Annotated in this window: 20 protein-coding genes and 2 tRNA genes; 14 read left to right on the forward strand and 8 right to left on the reverse strand. The window is 62.6% G+C overall.

The annotated features are described in order from the left end of the window. On the forward strand, positions 1–404 hold a 404-nt coding region (locus ACLBX8_RS27095), incomplete at its 5' end, for a transketolase C-terminal domain-containing protein (RefSeq protein WP_447716119.1). Between the two features lie 298 nt (positions 405–702). On the opposite strand, the gene ACLBX8_RS27100 is transcribed toward ACLBX8_RS27095, so the two are convergent. Both ACLBX8_RS27100 and ACLBX8_RS27105 read right to left on the reverse strand, forming a co-directional pair. Next, positions 703–1794 carry a tartrate dehydrogenase gene (locus tag ACLBX8_RS27100; protein WP_447696566.1) on the reverse strand — a complete coding sequence of 364 codons (1092 nt, stop codon included), beginning with the start codon at positions 1792–1794 and terminating at the stop codon, positions 703–705. A gap of 103 nt (positions 1795–1897) precedes the next feature. Further along, positions 1898–3829, reverse strand: a complete 1932-nt coding sequence (locus tag ACLBX8_RS27105) for a chloride channel protein (protein ID WP_447701250.1) — start codon at positions 3827–3829, stop codon at positions 1898–1900. A 221-nt stretch (positions 3830–4050) separates the two neighbouring features. Between ACLBX8_RS27105 and ACLBX8_RS27110 the strand changes: the two genes are divergently transcribed. From ACLBX8_RS27110 to ACLBX8_RS27150, 9 genes are all read left to right on the forward strand, one after another. Beyond that, positions 4051–4127 (forward strand) — tRNA-His (locus ACLBX8_RS27110). Between the two features lie 257 nt (positions 4128–4384). Beyond that, the gene (locus ACLBX8_RS27115) at positions 4385–4753 is read left to right on the forward strand and encodes a hypothetical protein (protein ID WP_020094393.1); all 369 of its coding nucleotides are present in this window, start codon (positions 4385–4387) and stop codon (positions 4751–4753) included. A 124-nt stretch (positions 4754–4877) separates the two neighbouring features. Further along, on the forward strand, positions 4878–5444 hold the full coding sequence (gene hpt, locus ACLBX8_RS27120; protein ID WP_447701251.1) for a hypoxanthine phosphoribosyltransferase: 567 nt from the start codon (positions 4878–4880) through the stop codon (positions 5442–5444). Between the two features lie 163 nt (positions 5445–5607). Then, positions 5608–5973 (forward strand): response regulator, encoded by a 366-nt coding sequence (locus tag ACLBX8_RS27125; protein WP_007567202.1) that lies wholly within the window; start codon positions 5608–5610, stop codon positions 5971–5973. Positions 5974–6077: 104 nt separating this feature from the next. Further along, positions 6078–6407: a hypothetical protein gene (locus ACLBX8_RS27130; RefSeq protein WP_091682827.1), complete on the forward strand. Its 330-nt coding sequence runs from the start codon at positions 6078–6080 to the stop codon at positions 6405–6407. Between the two features lie 64 nt (positions 6408–6471). Beyond that, positions 6472–6849 (forward strand): hypothetical protein, encoded by a 378-nt coding sequence (locus ACLBX8_RS27135; RefSeq protein ID WP_447701252.1) that lies wholly within the window; start codon positions 6472–6474, stop codon positions 6847–6849. 393 nt (positions 6850–7242) lie between these two features. Further along, positions 7243–7857, forward strand: a complete 615-nt coding sequence (locus ACLBX8_RS27140; protein ID WP_447701253.1) for a class I SAM-dependent methyltransferase — start codon at positions 7243–7245, stop codon at positions 7855–7857. Between the two features lie 369 nt (positions 7858–8226). After that, positions 8227–8826, forward strand: coding sequence for a hypothetical protein (locus ACLBX8_RS27145; protein WP_447701254.1), 600 nt, complete (start codon positions 8227–8229; stop codon positions 8824–8826). Between the two features lie 361 nt (positions 8827–9187). After that, on the forward strand, positions 9188–10378 hold the full coding sequence (locus ACLBX8_RS27150; RefSeq protein WP_447701255.1) for an acyltransferase family protein: 1191 nt from the start codon (positions 9188–9190) through the stop codon (positions 10376–10378). A 108-nt stretch (positions 10379–10486) separates the two neighbouring features. Here the strand turns inward: ACLBX8_RS27150 and ACLBX8_RS27155 are convergent, their stop codons facing one another. After that, a complete protein-coding gene (locus ACLBX8_RS27155; protein ID WP_447683248.1) occupies positions 10487–10618 on the reverse strand; it encodes a hypothetical protein in 132 nt (43 codons plus the stop codon). A gap of 268 nt (positions 10619–10886) precedes the next feature. Here ACLBX8_RS27155 and ACLBX8_RS27160 point away from each other — a divergent pair. Continuing rightward, positions 10887–10961 (forward strand) — tRNA-Thr (locus ACLBX8_RS27160). 617 nt (positions 10962–11578) lie between these two features. On the opposite strand, the gene ACLBX8_RS27165 is transcribed toward ACLBX8_RS27160, so the two are convergent. Genes ACLBX8_RS27165 through ACLBX8_RS27180 form a run of 4 tightly spaced genes read right to left on the reverse strand, consistent with a single transcriptional unit; the run spans position 11579 to position 12862 of the window. Continuing rightward, complete coding sequence (locus tag ACLBX8_RS27165) at positions 11579–11761, reverse strand: hypothetical protein (protein ID WP_447700770.1); 183 nt, start codon at positions 11759–11761, stop codon at positions 11579–11581. Then, a complete protein-coding gene (locus tag ACLBX8_RS27170; RefSeq protein WP_447700771.1) occupies positions 11752–12219 on the reverse strand; it encodes a hypothetical protein in 468 nt (155 codons plus the stop codon). Before ACLBX8_RS27170 ends, ACLBX8_RS27165 begins: the two co-directional genes overlap by 10 nt. Continuing rightward, positions 12219–12440, reverse strand: coding sequence for a hypothetical protein (locus ACLBX8_RS27175; protein ID WP_447716120.1), 222 nt, complete (start codon positions 12438–12440; stop codon positions 12219–12221). The genes ACLBX8_RS27170 and ACLBX8_RS27175 overlap by 1 nt, the downstream gene beginning before the upstream one ends. Further along, positions 12437–12862, reverse strand: coding sequence for a hypothetical protein (locus ACLBX8_RS27180; protein WP_447716121.1), 426 nt, complete (start codon positions 12860–12862; stop codon positions 12437–12439). The genes ACLBX8_RS27175 and ACLBX8_RS27180 overlap by 4 nt, the downstream gene beginning before the upstream one ends. Before the next feature lie 627 nt (positions 12863–13489). On the opposite strand from ACLBX8_RS27180, the gene ACLBX8_RS27185 reads away from it, so the two are divergent. The 3 genes from ACLBX8_RS27185 (at position 13490) to ACLBX8_RS27195 (ending at position 16023) form a co-directional block, all read left to right on the forward strand. Then, the gene (locus ACLBX8_RS27185; RefSeq protein ID WP_447716122.1) at positions 13490–14386 is read left to right on the forward strand and encodes a hypothetical protein; all 897 of its coding nucleotides are present in this window, start codon (positions 13490–13492) and stop codon (positions 14384–14386) included. A 111-nt stretch (positions 14387–14497) separates the two neighbouring features. Next, positions 14498–15289: a hypothetical protein gene (locus ACLBX8_RS27190; RefSeq protein ID WP_447700206.1), complete on the forward strand. Its 792-nt coding sequence runs from the start codon at positions 14498–14500 to the stop codon at positions 15287–15289. Between the two features lie 167 nt (positions 15290–15456). Further along, positions 15457–16023 carry a hypothetical protein gene (locus tag ACLBX8_RS27195; RefSeq protein ID WP_447700207.1) on the forward strand — a complete coding sequence of 189 codons (567 nt, stop codon included), beginning with the start codon at positions 15457–15459 and terminating at the stop codon, positions 16021–16023. Positions 16024–16108: 85 nt separating this feature from the next. Here the strand turns inward: ACLBX8_RS27195 and ACLBX8_RS27200 are convergent, their stop codons facing one another. Then, on the reverse strand, positions 16109–17620 hold the full coding sequence (locus tag ACLBX8_RS27200) for a trypsin-like peptidase domain-containing protein (protein ID WP_447716123.1): 1512 nt from the start codon (positions 17618–17620) through the stop codon (positions 16109–16111). Between the last annotated feature and the right edge of the window lie 39 nt (positions 17621–17659).

Below are 17659 nucleotides of genomic sequence, written 5' to 3' on the forward strand. Positions count from 1 at the left end.
TGTCGGAGGCCTTGAAGGCGGCCGACACGCTGGCCGAGCAGGGCGTGGCGGTGACGGTTGCGGACGCGCGGTTCGCCAAGCCGCTGGACGAGGCGCTGATCCTGGAGCTCGCGCGCGACCACGAGGTGCTGATCACGATCGAGGAGGGCTCGCGGGGCGGGTTCGGCGCGATGGTGCTGCACCTGCTGGCCGAGCGGGGCGCTCTGGACGCGGGCGGGGTGCGGGTGCGGACGATGACGCTGCCGGACGCCTACCAGGACCACGACAGCCCGGAGAAGATGTACGCCGAGGCGGGCCTCGACGCCAAGACCATCGTCAAGACCGCCCTCGACACCCTGCCGGCGGAGACCGGCAAGGCCGAGCCGGCGAGCAACGTGGTGAGCGTGCGCCGCCGCCCGCGCTGACGCCGCAGAGAGCGCGGTCTCCCGCGCTCGCTCCGTTCCCTGTCGATGTGTTCGGACCGCCGTCCTCGCGAGCGGAGCCAAGCGAACCAGGGCAGCGCGGCGCTCACCGGCGTCGCGCCAACCCCCGGGTCACTTCGCTCCGCTCGTGATGACGGAGCCGACACGCTGACCGAGGCCCCCAGACGGAGACGGCATCCCGTCTCATTCCGAGGTGCCGGAGCGTGGCACGGGCCTCGAAGGAGCCTTCCGGAGGTCGTGCGATCTCCGGAGATCTCTGCGGGTCCGGTCGAAATCGCTCCTACCCCAAAGCCTGCGCGACCGCCTTGCCGCAGGCCTGCGTGTCGGCGTTGCCGCCGAGGTCGCGGGTGCGCAGCGTCCGCTCGGACAGCACCCGCTCGATCCCGCCGACGATCTCGGCCGCCGCCGCGTGCTCGCCGAGATGCTCCAGCATCATCGCCCCCGACCAGATCTGGCCGATCGGGTTGGCGATCCCCTGGCCGGCGATGTCCGGCGCCGAGCCGTGGACCGGCTCGAACACCGACGGGTGCACCCGTTCCGGGTTGATGTTGCCCGACGGCGCGATGCCGATCGTGCCCGTGCAGGCGGGCCCGAGATCCGACAGGATGTCGCCGAACAGGTTGGAGGCCACCACCACGTCGAACCGGTCCGGGTTCAGGACGAAATGCGCGGTCAGGATGTCGATGTGGTACTGGTCCCACCGGACGTCCGGGTAGGCCTCGGCCACCGCCTTCACCCGCTCGTCCCAGTACGGCATGGTGATCGAGATGCCGTTCGACTTCGTGGCCGAGGTCAGGTGCTTCTTCGGGCGCTTCTGGGCCAGTTCGAACGCGAACCTGAGGATCCGGTCCGTCCCGTGCCGGGTCATGATCGTCTCCTGCAGGGCGAACTCCCGGTCGGTGCCGGCGAACATCCGGCCGCCCGCGTTCGAGTACTCGCCCTCGGTGTTCTCCCGGACCACCCAGAAGTCGATGTCGCCGGGCTTGCGGTCGGCGAGCGGGCACTTCACCCCCGGCATCAGCCGCACCGGGCGCAGGTTCGCGTACTGGTCGAATTCCCGCCGGAACAGGATCAGCGAGCCCCAGAGCGAGATATGGTCGGGCACGCGCTCGGGCATGCCGACGGCGCCGAAATAGATCGCGTCGTGGGTCTCGATCCGCGCCTTCCAGTCCTCCGGCATCATCCGGCCGTGCTGCTCGTAATAGTCGCAGCTGGCGAAATCGAACCAGTCGAGCTGGAGGCCGAAGCCGTGCCGCTTGGCCGCCTGCTCCAGCACGCGCACGCCCTCCGGCACCACCTCCTTGCCGATGCCGTCGCCGGGGATCACCGCGATGCGGTAGCGACGCTGCTGGCTGTTCTCTGGGGCGGCCATGAATCCTCCACGCGTTCCGAAGTGCGGGCCTCCGCGGGGCCCGGGTCGTCGGCGTCAGGTGATTGGTCCGCGCCGGTGTCGGGTCAACACCCCGGCCTGACAATCAGTCGGTTTCGCCCGCCATCGCCCGGCGCTGGCGGTCGAGCTCCTCGCTGTAGCGCTTGAGCGTGTGGCTCTCGGTGAGCAGGCCCAGCACCTTCCGGCTCTCGGCGCTCTCGACGACCGCGAGCGCCTCGCTCTCGGTCCGGTCGAAGGCGGCCGCGGCGTCCTTGGCGTTCATCCCCGGCGTCAGGAAATCGTCCGCGTGCAGGAGCAGGTCGGCGAGGACCGGCTGCGCGTCGGCGCCGGAATCCCGGGCGGCCGCGTGCGTCTCGGGCACGTTCAGGATGCCGGCGTAGCGCCCAGCCCCGTCCACGGCGATCACCCGGGAGGGCGAGCCGAGGGGATGGGCGCGCAGGAAGGTGTGCAGCGGCGTGTCCAGGGCCACGGTGCCGGGATTGCGGCGCATCAGCCGGCCGACCGTGAGCGAGCGGATCCAGCCGACGTCGTGGGGGCTGCGGATGCTCTCGCCGCGCAGGTGGAAGCGCCACGTGGCGAAGGAGTAGCCGAAGGTCTTGCGCACGGTGAGGGAAGACGCGATCACCGCCGCCAGCACGACGCCGGTGATCGGCAGGCTGCCGGTGACCTCCAGGGCCAGGAACGTCATGGTGAGCGGGCCGCCGATGACCGCCACCGCCAGGGCGCTCATGCCGATCACCGCGTAGGCGAGCGGCGTCAGGCCGAAATCCGCCAGCGGCGGCACCAGCACGGGGGCGAGGGCGGCGAACAGCTTGCCGGCGATGGCCCCGAGGAACAGCGACGCGAAGAACAGGCCGCCGCGGAAGCCCGAGCCGATCGAGATCGCCGAGGCCGTGGCTTTGGCGGCGAACAGCCCGGCCAGGACCGCGATGCCGTGCCCCTGCCCCTCGGCGGCGAAGTGCATGTGCAGGGCGCCGTGGCCGCCCGAGAGCACCTGCGGCGTCGCGAGCAGCGCCAGTGCGCCGACGCACAGACCCCCGAAGGCGGGCGCCGCCACCCGCGGCACGCCGGAGGCCTGGACGAGGCGCTCGACCAGCGTGACCCCGCGCATGATCAGGATCCCGAGGCCCGCGCAGAACAGCCCGAGGGCGAGGCTCGGCAGGATCTCGAGGCTGGTGACGTGCGAGGTCGTGACCGCCTGCATGTCGCCTAGATCGACGAGCGGCTGCGCCTCGATCAGGGCGCGCGAGATCAGGTTGCCGCACAGCGCCGCGACGACCACGGGCGTCAGCGTGGCGATCGAGTAGGTGCCAATGATCAACTCGAAGGCGTAGAACGCGCCGGCGAGCGGCGCCCCGAAGCCGGCCGCGATCGCCCCGGCCGCGCCGCAGCCGACCAGGGTGCGCAGGTCGCTGCGTCGCACTTCGAAGGCGATGCCCAGGCGCGAGGCGAGGCCTGAGGCGATCTGTGTGTAGCCGGCTTCCAGACCCACCGAGGCGCCGGACCCGTTCGAGATGACGTTCTGGAGCGCGAGGTAGAGGCTGTCGCGCAGGGACATGCGGCCGCCGTGCAGGGCGTTGGCCTCGATCGGGTCGATGGCCGGGCGCTTGCGCGGGCCGCGGACGTAGTTGGCGGCGACGATCAGCAGGCCGAGGACGGCGCCCCCGAGGCACGGGCCCACGAGCAGGAGCGCCGGCGGCACGGCGTCGACGGCGCTGAGGCGCGCCCCCGCGGGCAGCTGGTAGAGATGCTCGCGCAGGGTCTGGGTGATCCAGGTCATGGCGGACACCGCCACGCCGGCGACGCAGCCCACCAGGGTCGCGAGGGCGACGAGGCCGCCCTCGCTCCGTCGGACGAGGCTGCGGAGCCGCCCGGGGGCCTGGACGAGCCCGATCCCGGTCCAGCGCCGACGGGGCCTCCGCGCCGGCCTGACGGGCCGCCGGGCCGGGACGTCGGCCGATCCGTCGCCGGGCGCCCTGCCCCCGCCGGCGGCGCCCGATGGCTGTCGCGCGCTCACGGTCCGCCCTCTCGCCTCCGGTCCGCCCGATCGGCGCGGCCGACGCGTCGGCCCCGCCGTCGCAGTTACAGCCGGGGCCGAGCCCGTTGCAAACGGGGGGTGCCTCGGGAGCGTGGCCGGCCCCGGCGCGGAGGGCCCGGACGGCGCTGTCCACGAAGTCCAAATCCCGTGCACGCATCGCCTTGAAAACTGCCGCGGCCCACGATACACCCCGCGCCAGTGCCGCCGTAGCTCAGTTGGTTAGAGCACCAGATTGTGGATCTGGGGGTCCCCCGTTCGAGCCGGGGCGGTGGTACCATCCATTCAGCTCGACAGCGCGAGGGGTTGGCGGATCGCCAGCCCCTTTTGCTTGTGCGCGGATGGCACCGCGCCGTATCAGGGCCAGCCCGAACCCTCACCCCGCCCCGATCGGAATTGACGGGACCGCTCCTCGCGCCGGAGCCGGCCTGTACCCAGGCGGCCGCTCCAATGCTCACGCACGTTATAGAATCGCCAAATTTGCTCGCATACCGTCCCGTTTGGGAGAAGACTATTTTCGTTAGCGTGAAGACTGCCATGAAGAGCACGACACAGCAGGATCAGCTCGAGATCGTGAGCGACCTCGCGGCCTCGCTCGCCGACCGGATGCTGATGGAGCGCCTGACACAGGGGAAGCTGCCCCTCGCGAACGCGAGTCGCCTCTGGACAGCCTCGCTGCTCCTGGAAGAGCACGCGCGGCCCATCCCGCGCATCGTGACGGACGTCCTCGAGCAGGTCCGGCACGTGGAGCCGGACGACGAGGATGCGGTCGACGGGGACGACGCCGACGGGATCGGTGCGGGGCCGGAACCGGACTTGGCCGCGGCGCGGCGTGCGGCCCGGCCGGCGCGCCGGCGCGGGCTCACCCGCTTGCTCCGACCGTTCCGGCAGGCGGCCGAAGGCTGACCCGCGTCGACGGCGCCGGACCATCTGGCGGATCCGGAGTTCCCCGCGTGCGCCCGGGACGCTAAGACCGTTCCCGAGCGTGGCGGCGGGCGCCGCCGCGCCAACGGGCTTCGGGACACGAGAGATGAGCATCCCTGAACGGCGCGTCCGCACCCTGTTCGACGAGGCGGCCATCGCCAAGCGCAACGACGAGCTCGCCCGCGAGATCCTCGCCGCGCAGCCCGAGAACCTCCTCGTCGTGGCGGTGCTCAAGGGCAGCTTCATGTTCGCGGCCGACCTGCTCCGGTCGCTGCACCGGGTGGGTCTCGCCCCGCAGGTCGAGTTCGTGCACCTGTCGAGCTACCGCACCGGGACGGTCTCCAGCGGGCAGGTCGAGATCCTGCGCGACGTACAGAGCGAGGTGCGCGGGCGGGACGTGCTGCTCGTGGACGACATCCTGGAATCGGGCCGGACCGTCGTCTTCGCCAAGGACCTGCTGATGGCCCGCGGCGCCCGGCGCGTCCTCACCGCGGTGCTGCTGGAGAAGCCCGGCAAGCGCGCCGTGACGATCGACGCGGATTTCGTCGGCTTCACCTGCCCCGACGTGTTCGTCGTCGGCTACGGGATGGATGCCGCCCACGCCTTCCGCCAGCTGCCCTTCGTGGGCGTGGTCGATTACGGGGACGGCGCCCCGGACCTGTTCGACGCCTGACCATGCCCGCGGCGCGGCATTTTCGCCGCGGGCCGCGACCCGCGGGACAATTCAGCCTGCGACGACTTGACAGACGGAGAATTCGTCTGCGTCTGTCGGTATTTGGGCGCGCGCGGCGTCGCGACGCGGCGCGCGCGGATTTCGGGGACGGTTACGGGACCACATGGCGCGCATCCTCCTGGTGGATGACGAAGAGACCGTCCGGGGCTTCCTGAAGCGGGGGCTCGAGATCGACGGGCACGCGGTCGTCACGGCCAACGACGGCAGCGACGGGCTCGACCGCCTCAACGAGGCCGACGGCGGCTTCGACCTGATGCTCACCGACATCCGCATGCCGCTCATGGACGGCATCGCGCTGGCCCTCGCCGCCAAGCGCGATTTCCCCGACCTGACCATCCTGCTGATGACCGGCTTCGCCGATCAGCGCGAGCGCGCGCGCGGGCTCGACGCCATCGTCACCGACGTGCTGACCAAGCCCTTCTCCCTGGCGGATCTGCGCGCCACGGTGAGGCGTGCGCTCGCCGCCTGAGCCGGGCGAGACCGGTTCAGAAGAACTTAAACATTGCTCTTAGGTTGAGCTTCACGAAAGCGTGGCATCTTCGGTCCGACTGATCAGACCGAGCACGGAACGCCATGTATCGCCGGGACCGGGACATCGACGCGGCGGCGTACCAGGCGGACCGCTACGGCTGGGAGCCGGACGACACGGACTGGGACGACGACCGCGACGCGCGGCGGCCGCGCAGAGGCGTCGTCGGCCGGCTCTTCTCTCCGACGAAGCTCGCCCTCCTCGCGGTGCCGGCCGGGCTGTTCCTGTACGGCAGCTTCGCGGATTGCAGCGCCCGCCCGGCGGCGGGCTGGCTCGGTCTTGTCGGAGCCGGGGCCTGCGCCCGTACCGAGATGCTCGGCAACGTCCTGTCGATCCAGGACAACCTCGCGCTCCTGAAGCGGCTCATCGACTGAGCGCCCGCTCAAGGCCCTTCCGCGCTCCGCCGATCCGCTCCGAACCGACCTCCGCGAGGCCGCCATGTCCACCCGCCCGCTCCTCCCGGCCTCGTCCGGCCGCGCCTCCGACGCCCTCGAGGAGGCCCAGTTCCGCGCTCGCATGGCGCGGGTCGGCCCGGACGGCGCGCACCGCACCCCGCGCCGGAACCGGGCGCCCGAGCGGCATCGCGGCTTCCGGCTCGGCTGGAAGGGCTGGCTCGTCGTCGACTGCCTGGTCGTGCTGCTGGTCGTGGCGGGCGTGGTGGCGTGGCCGCCGGTCCAGTCCTGCCGCAACCAGGACCAGACGGTCGGGTTCTACGCCGGCGATTCCGTCGGCAAATGCATCCGGCGCGGCATCGCTGACCGCCTCGACACCGCCGACCAGCGCCTCAAGAGCCTGATCCGCCGCTCGGGCCATTGAGGGCCGGCCGCGCAGATCCTGGCGCGGCTCGGATTGAGCGGCGCTTATACGCCGTTTCTGCGAACCGAGTATCTGTCTCGCGCGCCCCGCCACCTTCCGTTCTCAACGCCCTCCCACGCGGTGGCGGCGGGTCTGAACCGGTTCGCCTGTGCCGACTAGCGAAACTATTGATAAGATTTCACATCCAACGCTCGAAATGTTCCAGGGCGCCCATACGTTGGTGCCGCATTACACCAATGGACGAGTGCTCATGCCCGGATATCGAAATCCGGGCCTAGCTGCTCTCTCGACGGCGACTACGTTGTCAAAACTGAGTTGAATCGAAGGCCATATTCCTGGCTGCGCGAACGCATCGAGCGCAAGAGCCGGCACTTCAGAACGTTCGCCGACGACATGAAGCAATTCGCCGATTTATCGGACGTCGCTGACCGCGACCTCGACGGCCGGACACCGTTCCTGCCGAACGGCTACTTCAGCTACGGCGACGCATTGGCCCTGACGACTGTTCTCGCCACACGCAAGCCGGCCCGGTATGTCGAGGTCGGAAACGGCAACAGTACGAAATTCGCTCGCCGCGCAATCGGCAAGTACAAGCTCGACACCAAGATCGAGTGCATCGACCCCAATCCGCGCTCAAGCGTCCGCGACATTGCGGATAAGTGGATTTCTGACGGCCTTCTCGATGTTGACCCGTCCTACTTTCAATCGCTGAAGGATGGTGATGTGCTGATGCTGGATGCCAGCCATCTCCTGTTCCATGGCAGCGACACGACGCATTTCTTCCTGCGAATCTACTCGCTTCTCCGGCCGGGCGTGATCGTGCATGTGCACGACATCCATCTGCCATATGAGTATCCCGAGGTTTGCGACAGGCTGTTTTGGAACGAGCAATACATTCTTGCCATAATGTTTTACTATAAGCCCGCGTCCGACATTATCGCTCCGATCAAGTACATGCATTGTGAGGGCATGTGCGACGAGGGTGCCAGCTTCTGGTTCGAGGTCTAGCGGGATCCGCGCCGGAAATCGCCATCGCCTCTGACACATTGGCAACCGCTCGGCATACGCACGGCGGTGAACGGAATGACGGGCAGGGAATATGTGAGCGATACGGCATTTCGCGCGCATCCAACGGCGAACGGGCTTCGCGTTGATGCAATCATCGGAGGCCTTCTACGCTCCTATACGAACGCGCGGAGTACCGGACGATGCCTGGGCTGACCTGGCGGCCCGCCGATCCGGGCGAGCCCTCCCTCGGAGGCCAGGCCACCCCGACCGGATCGGCGGCGGCCGCGCCGTGGCGCTGATCCACGGCAACAGCCCCTGCTGCTCGCGCGAGCGGCGCCCTCGACGAACTTCACCCTCGACGGGGATACGTTGGGTCGGACCAACCCTGCCCGCGCAGATGGGGATCGGCCCGGTCGACGAGAGCTTCCCGACCTGTCGGACGCGGCACTGGGCTCGAAGGTCGAGCGCGCGCAACACCAGCACGCCACGGTGCGGGCCTGGATCGGGGTCCCGACCTCCATCGGCCTCGGCCCGACCAAACCCTGCTTGAGGAAGCGGTGGCGGCGCACGCTGAACAATTCGGGGAGAAGCTGCGGCGCGAAGGACTGGAAACCGATCAACGTCACGGTCTTCTACCACACGAGCGAGCACGACCGGGACGAGCGGATGCGCTCGGTGTCGACGCGGGTGCAGCTGCCGGAGCACAGTTCGGACACGCTGGCGCCGATCAGGGCGGTGCGGCACAGGGTGGCACTGCCTTGGCGCGCGGCCATGACGCTACAGCAAGGCGGAGATCGTCACGACCGACCTCGTGCCGCTGTCACAAGACCCACGGGCGCTGATCGGCGCGCCGGATCGGGCGGGGCGACCCCGCTGATGGTGGCGCTGGACGCGTGCAACGCGCGCTGGAGCCGAAGCACCGCGGTGCCCGCGTGGGTGATCCGGTGCGACTGGAACACCAAGGTGTAGAATCGCGCGCCGCGCTACAAGACGCTGGTGAGCGAACTGCCAATCGCCTACGCCTGAACCTTAACAGGATGCTTGGGTGACCGCTGTGGGTGGATTTTCGCAGATCCGCTGGCGGGCGGCGATACACACAAGCGGATGTACCCCGTGCCCGCCCAGGCCCCTTTCGGGAGCTTCGAGCCCGCATTTCGCGATGCCCGCAGTTGATACGGAAGCAGCCCCTTGGTGGCGAAATCTAGTCGAGAAATATGAGTACGCTAGGGCTTGACTGGTCAGTTCTTTCAGCGATTTCGAAACCCTCAAGTGCTATGCAGAAGACCGTCCATTAATGGGATGGGGTTTTCGGGCCCGCCGTTGTTCGCAGATGTCGCGCCGCCCTCTACCAGCACGTTTTGTGGGACATGAGCCATTGCAGACCGCTCGCTTAAACCAACTTGACGGACTTCGGGGGTTTGCCGCGTTAATCGTCGTCCTTTTTCACTTTATGTCGGCCTTGGTCCCATTTCTAGTTCCAGAACAGCAATCAAATGCATCATGGATATCCTACAGTCCAGTGGCAGTTCTATGGAATGGGGCATTTGCTGTATCTGTGTTCTTTGTTCTTAGTGGATTTGTTTTGATAAATGCCACTATACGCAGACCAGACCCTATATGGGTCAACGTGATCATTAGATATCTACGCTTAGCATACCCGGCACTGTTAAGCACTTGCTTCGGTTGGCTATTGTTGAAAATATTTCCTACAGAAGCAAGCGCGCTCCATGAAATTACGCATAGCCGCTGGCTTCTTTGGACCTATCAGGGAGATATCCCAAGTTTTAGTGTCGCCATTCGAAGCGGAGTTTTTGATATATTTGCAAAAGGTGGTTCGTACTTCAATAACGTTCTGTGGACTATGCGTCCTGAGCTATTTGGATCACTTTTGTGCTTCTTGGTTTGCCTGTTTAAGCGCGCAAGAGACAGGATTATTATAACATCCATTTTTTTATGCTTGATATATACGCTAAGCAAATATGAGTATGGAAGCTTTATTGTGGGCATATATCTACGAGAAGCGTGGGCAGTTGGAAAGTTGAATTTTAGATTCCCAATGCTTGCGGTGATTCTTGGCCTGGCCATTGGATCCCAGAGTGGTGACGCAGCTAATATATTGGGACTTGACTGGCTCCCTGCATTTCTTGCAATGGGCACAAAGGACAGCATACTATACCCGATGGCCGCGGGTTTGATTGTATACGGATACATCAACTCTCCTACTGCACATCGCGCGCTTTCTGGAAAAATAGGATCGTTCCTTGGAGCTATATCGTTCCCACTATATTTAGTCCATGTTCCTGTAATTTATACAGTGTTTTCGTTTATCGTTTTGATCAGACCACACAATATAATTTATCTAGTACTCGTTTTCATATTTGCTTTTGCGGCAATAATTTCTCCTGCTTACATGGCAGAAGTTTTCGTCGAGAGGCCGTTCCTGAAGGGATTGGGAAAACTACGTTACTTTCTCAATGACTTGAGTTCCCGCCTTCGTAGCCGGATCCGAGGACATAAGTGACATCCTCACGCTGAACGTGGTCAAACATTAGGACTTGTTCCATCCTGACCATCAGCGGAACTCAGCACCCAGCTGACTCAGATAACGGCGTAGAAAACCGACTTGTAATCAACCATTGTCGGTGATGAGCGCCTCGGCCGCGCGAGCGTTGGTGCGGAGCGTCTCGGCGACGTCGCGGCGCCAACCCTTTGGACGCCGGTGGGTGTCGCTGGCGCGATCGGCCAGCACTGCGACGACCACGGCGCGGATCGCCCAGTCGGTAACCTCGGTGGTCTCGCGCAGTTCGGCGAGTCGTGGGTTCCGCGGCCATCCACTCCCAAGCCGTGAACTATGCCGCCTCCCGCATCGCTCGGGCGCCGGCCTTCTTCGGCCCACTCCAAGGGTTGCGCGCACGCACGATGAACGGAACGTGCCGAGATGTGTGCCTTGACGAAGCGCCCCCAAACGTAGTCAAAAGCGCGTCTGACGCACCGAAACCGCCAATTTTCTCAATGGTTTCAGAGCGCCTGCCGGTGTAGCACAGCGGTAGTGCAGCGGTTTTGTAAACCGAAGGTCGGGGGTTCGATCCCCTCCGCCGGCACCATATACTTCAATGGCTTAGCCCTACTTTTGTCTCTGCTGAGACCTTCTTTCCCCAGCTGGGGTAACAGTGGGGGTAACAGCGGGAGTGTTTTGCCAGCCCTTTGCCGCCCGCACGGGATGCGCGAGCGGCGGTCACATTTTGGCAAGGCCGCCGGGCTACCTCTCAACTTGCCGGCGAGTTCACGACCGTCTTGCTGGCCGCCCACGCTCGTCCGCAGATATGCCCCTCTGCTGTCGCGGCGGGCGTGGATGCGTTGGCCGATTGTCGTTCGCACCGGCTGCGCACGGACACAGAAACGTGATCGAACGCTTCGGTCGGGTTCTACATTTGGGGTCCGTCGACTCCGGTCGACCTCCACGCCTGCCGCCTGGTGGACCCCTCAAACCCCCATAATGGTGGGTGTGGAGCATGCATTTTGCATTCAGCCCGGCCGTCGAGCCTTCCCTCGACCGCCACGCCCGCCCTGACGTTCGCCCCCCCTCCCGAAGGGCGGGCGTGGATGTTGAGGGACTGTGCCCCGTTCAGCCCCGGTCCGTTCGCGCCGGACTGAACATAAGATAACCGAGCGTTCCGGTCTGTTCGGAGCGCAAGGTGGGGGACCGATCCCCCACCCTTGGTCACCGCAGCAGCGCCCGAGGCGGCAGGTCAGCCCGAGCGGCCAGGGCCTCGGCGATCCGCACCCGATCCCGTGAACGGGCGAGAGCTGCATCCGCGTCAGCCATCAGCCGCTCGTGCCGGAACAGGTCGAAGCGGGCAAGCCGGAGCATCCGGACCGCGAGGAAGGCGTAGATCAGGCGCATAGCGGATGCCTCCGCAGGTACTCGCGCACATCGGCCATCGCCTCGTCGGTCCACTCCTCGAAAGTCAGGGCGTAGCGGAGACGCGCCATGATCGCCGGCAGCGTCGTGAACGCCTGCGCATCCGACTCCTCGGTTGGGTCGTAAAGCTCCTCGATACGAACAAAGAGAGCGTCCGCCGGCTCTCGGGCGACAATGTATGCCCGCCACTCGGGCAGCTTCTCTGCCTCTGGCCACTGCGGAATGACGAAGTCTCGTCTCGCTTGAGACCAAGCCTCGTAGGCCGCTTTGTAGTGCGACGCGAGACGATCGTACTCGTCCAACATCGCGACCAACTGCGGGGCGATGGCGAGAAACCGGGCCTCATGGTCCGGCAGGATGGCTTCAGCGGCGACCGAGGGCACAGAGGCCAGTGGGGCCGCCAGGATGGCGCCGAGGGCGGCGCGGCGGGTGGAGGCCATCACTGGATACCCTCCTGCGCCGCAGTGACGGCCTCCCGATAGTAGACGCTCAGCCGCTTGCCGGCTTCCATCAGCGGCGTAGCGATGGTGTTGAGCATCGCGTTGTCGATTTGGTGCTCGCACCCCGCCACGACGGACAGGAGTTGCCCGTAGCGGAACACATCCGCGATATCGCCCTTCAGCTTCAAGAGGGGGTGCAAGGCCGGATTGCGCTCCTTCATGACCGCGCCCTCCTGTAGTTGGTGCCGTCGAAGCCGGCGACCGCCGTAGCGATCTCATGAACGTCGCCGTCTTCCTCGGGATCGTGCGGCTCATCCTGAACGTCACCGCCGTGCTCGTTCTCGGCTTCGAGGTCGGCGCCGTCCTCAAAGTCCGCGTCGCCATCGAGATCATCTAATAATGCGATGTCCGCCTCGATGCGGTCGGCGATCCGGCGACGTAGCTCGCGGAGGTGCTGTCGATCCAGATCTGGATCCGCGGCGCGCATGGCCGCGATGGCAAGGGTGACGGGGCCCGACTGCCGGCCGGGCGCCGCGCCTAATAAGCTTCGAGCGTTTTGCTCGGTCTGAGCAAATCTGCTCAGGCCCTGACTGCCGGACAGGCGTAATAAGGACGTGCGTGTGCTATGGGCGTGGGTAGCCATGCCGCTCTCCTCAACAGAGTGGTGGGGTTAGGTCCGGTGCGGGAGCTTCCACCTTCCCGCCGGACCGGCATTGTGGTACCACTGGCCGCGAGGCACGTCAACTATGGTACCACATGCGCACGGGTAGAACCCGCGGGAAGCAGACCGGCATCCAGATCCAGGTGCGGGTGCAGCCCGAGCACGTGGCCCCCCTAGACGCTTTGATCGCCGCGCAACCGGATCCGAAGCCGACGCGGCCAGAAGTGCTTCGCGAGGCTCTAGCCGAGCACCTGAAGGCGAGGGGCTATCTGAAGTGAGGCGGACGAAGCCTAAGCTGCCCGACAGCCTGACCCAGCACCTTTCGGACCTGAAGGTCGTAGCCTTCCGGCCTCGACCTAAGCGGCGGAGGCCCAACCGCTTCTCCGGATCGGCGTAGAAGATCGCCGTGTCCGCCGTGACCCTTATCGTCGTGTGCTGGCCGGTGGCTTCCTGCTGCGCCTTTGGTAGAGCCGTCGGCGTCATCTTCATCGATGAGAATGGCGAGGGGCTGCGGGGTACGCCTGAGGAAAGTTTCGGCGGCATGACGAACTAGAAAGTATGCCACTAACAGAGTTGATCAATTCATATTTTCAAACTTGAGGCAATAGTATGCTGGATATGCTTTCAATTTTGAAGATTTGCTCTGGGATTGTGACTGGTATCCTTGGTATAGTAGGAATACTAGGGGATTTTAAGGACAAAGATACGAAAGCGATAACTAAATGGGGTTATTTCTCATTGGCTGGCATTATATCTTCTATGATTGTCGGAGCAATCATTCAATTACTTGAGCAGAACGGCAACGCCGCAGATAAAGCAAGATCGACAGAGGTATCACAGAGCATACTCAGCAATAGCCAGAAATCGGTCAACAATCTTGACAGAATGCTCTTTAAGATTGGCAAGCCAAATCTTTACATAGAGCTCACAAACACATGCTCTGAAGATACTAAAAGATTTTGCAAGGCTTATGCAAGTGCTGTGGCCCGCAATCAATATGTTGATCCAAAAGCTATAAAGACAGACGACAGTCCATTTAAAGATTTTGCAGTATGGCTCTCGTTCTATAAATCAAAAAATGATTATTTGGACACGCTTGCATCGACATCATACAAGCCAGATTTGCGTTATTTGGTCGAAGCCAATTCCAGCTACGCTTCTCACTCAAGAGAAAGTGTCGAAAACGACCTTCTTACCTATCCTGGCTCTGATAATCAGCGCCAAGATTACAGTATTAACGCAAAGAACGTGAACGTTTTAGAGTCGAATGGAAAAATAATTAGCACATCAGATTTAGATGATAGTTATTTCGTCATATTTGGCTTACCAAAAGGAACAAAACTGAGAAGTTTGGAATTCATCGTGGAGGCTGGCGTCAGAATTATTTTAGATCTTGACGTTTGTCGCTACGATACACATGAATCAATGCGCAAAGACATGACCCCAACGATATACAATCATTTCGGGAGCTATTCTGTCGGCTGTCACATAAAAAACAACTCGTAGATCATCGGTTAGTGTCGACCGCTCATAACGGTCTGGTTGCAGGTTCGAGTCCTGCCGGGCCCACCAAAATCTCCAATTGGGGACGTCAGAGGCACTGAAGGCGAGATAGCTATGGCCGAAGTGCCGGATCTTCGCGAACGCGCCCGCGATCACCTGCAGCGGGCGAACGAGCACCTTGCGTCGGGCGACGATGCCCAGCTTCGCTATGCCGCGCTGGAGCAGCGCATGTGCATAGAGTCGCTTGCCTATGATTTGCTGCAGCTGCACCGTTCTGAGGCTTCGTTCAGTCTGATGCGTCGCTGGCAGGCGGATCAGGTTTTAAAAGAGCTAAGCGAAATGGTCCGCGGTTTAACCGGTGACATGGAAGTGAAACTGGGCCTTGAAGGCCTTGACGAGATCGCGGCGACTGAACACCGCATGGATTTGCCGTGGGCTCGCAAAAATTACCAAAGCTTAGGAAGTTTTTTACATGCACCAACCATCCGCGCACTTGAGGCAGGTGAGGAGGCAATATACAAAAAAATCAAAGATAAATGTCAAAAAATACAATCACGGCTTGATCTAGTTCTTTCTTCCGAAATGTTCAATGTTAAAATAGATAGGAATTGTGATTGGGTCTGTGATTTTGACGGATGTACCTTCGTCATGGAACGTGACGTAGACTGGTTTGCCGCAAATAACGTCACGACTTGCCCTAGATGCGGCGCAGAGCATAATGTATTGCTGCGGGACGGCCGTGTGTGGCATCAAATCAGGGCAGGGAACTGGAATTGCAGAAGATGCGGCATGAGGAATGCTGCGGCAGCTCACCAGATCAAAGCTGGAGCAATTGTGGCCTGCAGCTTGTGTGATCAACGATATGAACTTCGCCAAGAAATACGTTTGCTCCCCATCAACGAGTAACCCTTAGGTTTTGACAATGCCAACACGGCGAGGCTCCGGAACCAGCTTAATCTACGAGGCTTGCCGCTCGCCCTCAAAGATCGGCTTCATTCAGCCCTGTCTCGACACAAGCGCCTTCGTCGCTATCGTGGCCGGCTTGCCGGAACAGACTGCCAAGAGAGGCTTCCTTGATACAGCCACCGCTTGATGAAGCAGAGAAGCTGAAGATGCGAGAGCAATTTCGCGACTTCGAAAGCGAAAAATTTCTGCTGGCAATGAAGGTATACGCTGATCAAAGCTACGGGTATAGTTTAAACGCGTACGAAAATGTCAAACAATACGGCCTTCAAAGCGTAAAGCATCTAACTCTGCTGAACGGGGGCGCCATAATTGCTCTTTTAAGTTTAGTCGGGGCATTAATCTCTAAATCCGACCAGAAATCTATTATGGTTGCGATCTCCTTTCTTCATTCTCTCGCTCCGGCATTGTTCTGTTTCGCCGGCGGGCTCGTCGCAAGCGGGTTGTTAGCCGCACTGATATGGCGGAATTGGCTAGCTATAGCAAATACTTACCAAAGCCCAAAACATTTAAGCGATCTCATATCAAAGGGAGAGTGCGATGTTCTTCCAGATACGGCACGAAAGGTCGCAACAATAACACATTTTTTAATTTACTTGTTTGGGTGGAGTAGTCTTGTGCTCTTTCTATTAGGGGCGTGGATCGTCTGCCGTGCCTTTGAGGTGCTGGGACTCTGAGACCTATTTCGCCTTCGTCATCTGCCACCCCTGGTTCTGCGCCGAGCCGCGGAGCAGGTTGACGTAGGAGACGGCTACCTAGCCCTCACTGGCAAGCCACTAGACCGCTGACGGCCTTAGCAGCATCTGCGAGATCCGCCGGGTCAAGCTTCTGTCCAGTGATCGAGCCCGGCGTGATCATCACCCCGTTGCTCTCCAGGAACGAGGCTAGGATTGCACCCTTGATGGCGAAGTTGATGTTCTGCGGGAAGTCGCCAGATGCGATCGCAACCTTCAGCACGTTCAGCTTCGATTGAACGACGCCCGCTACATTGCCAAAGTTGTCCAGAACAGGGCCGCCAGAATTGCCGGACTGAACGGGCGCAGAGATCTGGTAGAAGCGCGAGTCGTCGTTCACGCCCGCCAACGCAGTGACATTGCCGAGCGTGAAGTTGCCCGTGTTGGCGAGCATGTCGAGGTGAGGGTAACCGAACGTGGCGATGCCTTCGCCAAGCCGGGCGCCTAGCCGTAGAGGCGCGAACTTGTGGCCCTCCGCGCCGGTCACCTGGACTATGGCCATGTCATTAGCCGCATCGGTTGCTTTGACGCTGGCCTTCCGGATCTGACCGTCTGGCGTCTTCACAACCACGTCCTTGCAGGTCTCGATGACATGGTTGTTCGTGATGAACCGGCCTTGTGCGTCGACGAAAAACCCGCTGCCCGTAGAGATTTTATCCTCGGGCCTAGACTGCGCGACTGGCGGTGGCGCAACGGGGCTTGGCGCAGGTGCAAGCGGCTTTGGCGTCGGGGGGATCACGGCAGGATCTGGCCGGCTCACCGGCACGACAGCAGGGGCCGCAGCGACGCTCGCTGGCGCCTCCTGTAGGAAGCCGGGCGGCTCTACAAAAGGTCGTCCGTTCATCACCGAGCCGAGCGACGCCGACATGAGTACAGCTATGCGCTCGCCGTTCACGACGCCGTTGGCGTTGTTCCAGAACGCCACGAAGCCGAGGATGCCTGACCCGTCCTGATGATAGCGAAGATATCTGTCCTCGCCTGTGGCCGAGGTGGCAGAAATGACGAACCATCCGTCCTTAATCACAGAGTAATGGACGAACGTGCCATCCATTTTCATTTTGTTTAGGGTGTCTGCGTAGACAAAATCAGCCGTGATGTCGGGGAAATAGTTATACAAAACGCGGAAGCGGCCCTGCGGCTCGCGGTAGGACAGACCATTCTTATTCGGATACTGCTGCAGCCCCATACCTTGCGGCATCCAGATTGGACGGCCGCGCACAGGGTGGCTAATCTGCCGGAAATTCCACATGTTGAACATGGGCCGTGCCGCCGCCAGCAACCTATCCGACGTCAGCTGATCGAGGCTGCCAGATGGGGCAAGACCGTTGGCGATCTGGAAATCGCGCGTGGCGTTGAAGATGTTAAGGGTGAAGCGTTCGGTTGGAACAGCGTTCTGATAACCTGCACCGATCAGCATGGTCTGAGCGATGACGCGTTCGCGCAGGTCGTACCGCGAGTTGAAGAAATCTTCCGCCGGATAGTAGGCGGGCGGCTTCGGCGCCGCGATGACCGGAGAGGCTGACAGAGCTAAAGCCAGCAAGACCGATCCGCACCGCATGTCAGCACCCGCACCCCTCAA

This window comes from Methylobacterium sp. D48H (assembly GCF_053345715.1).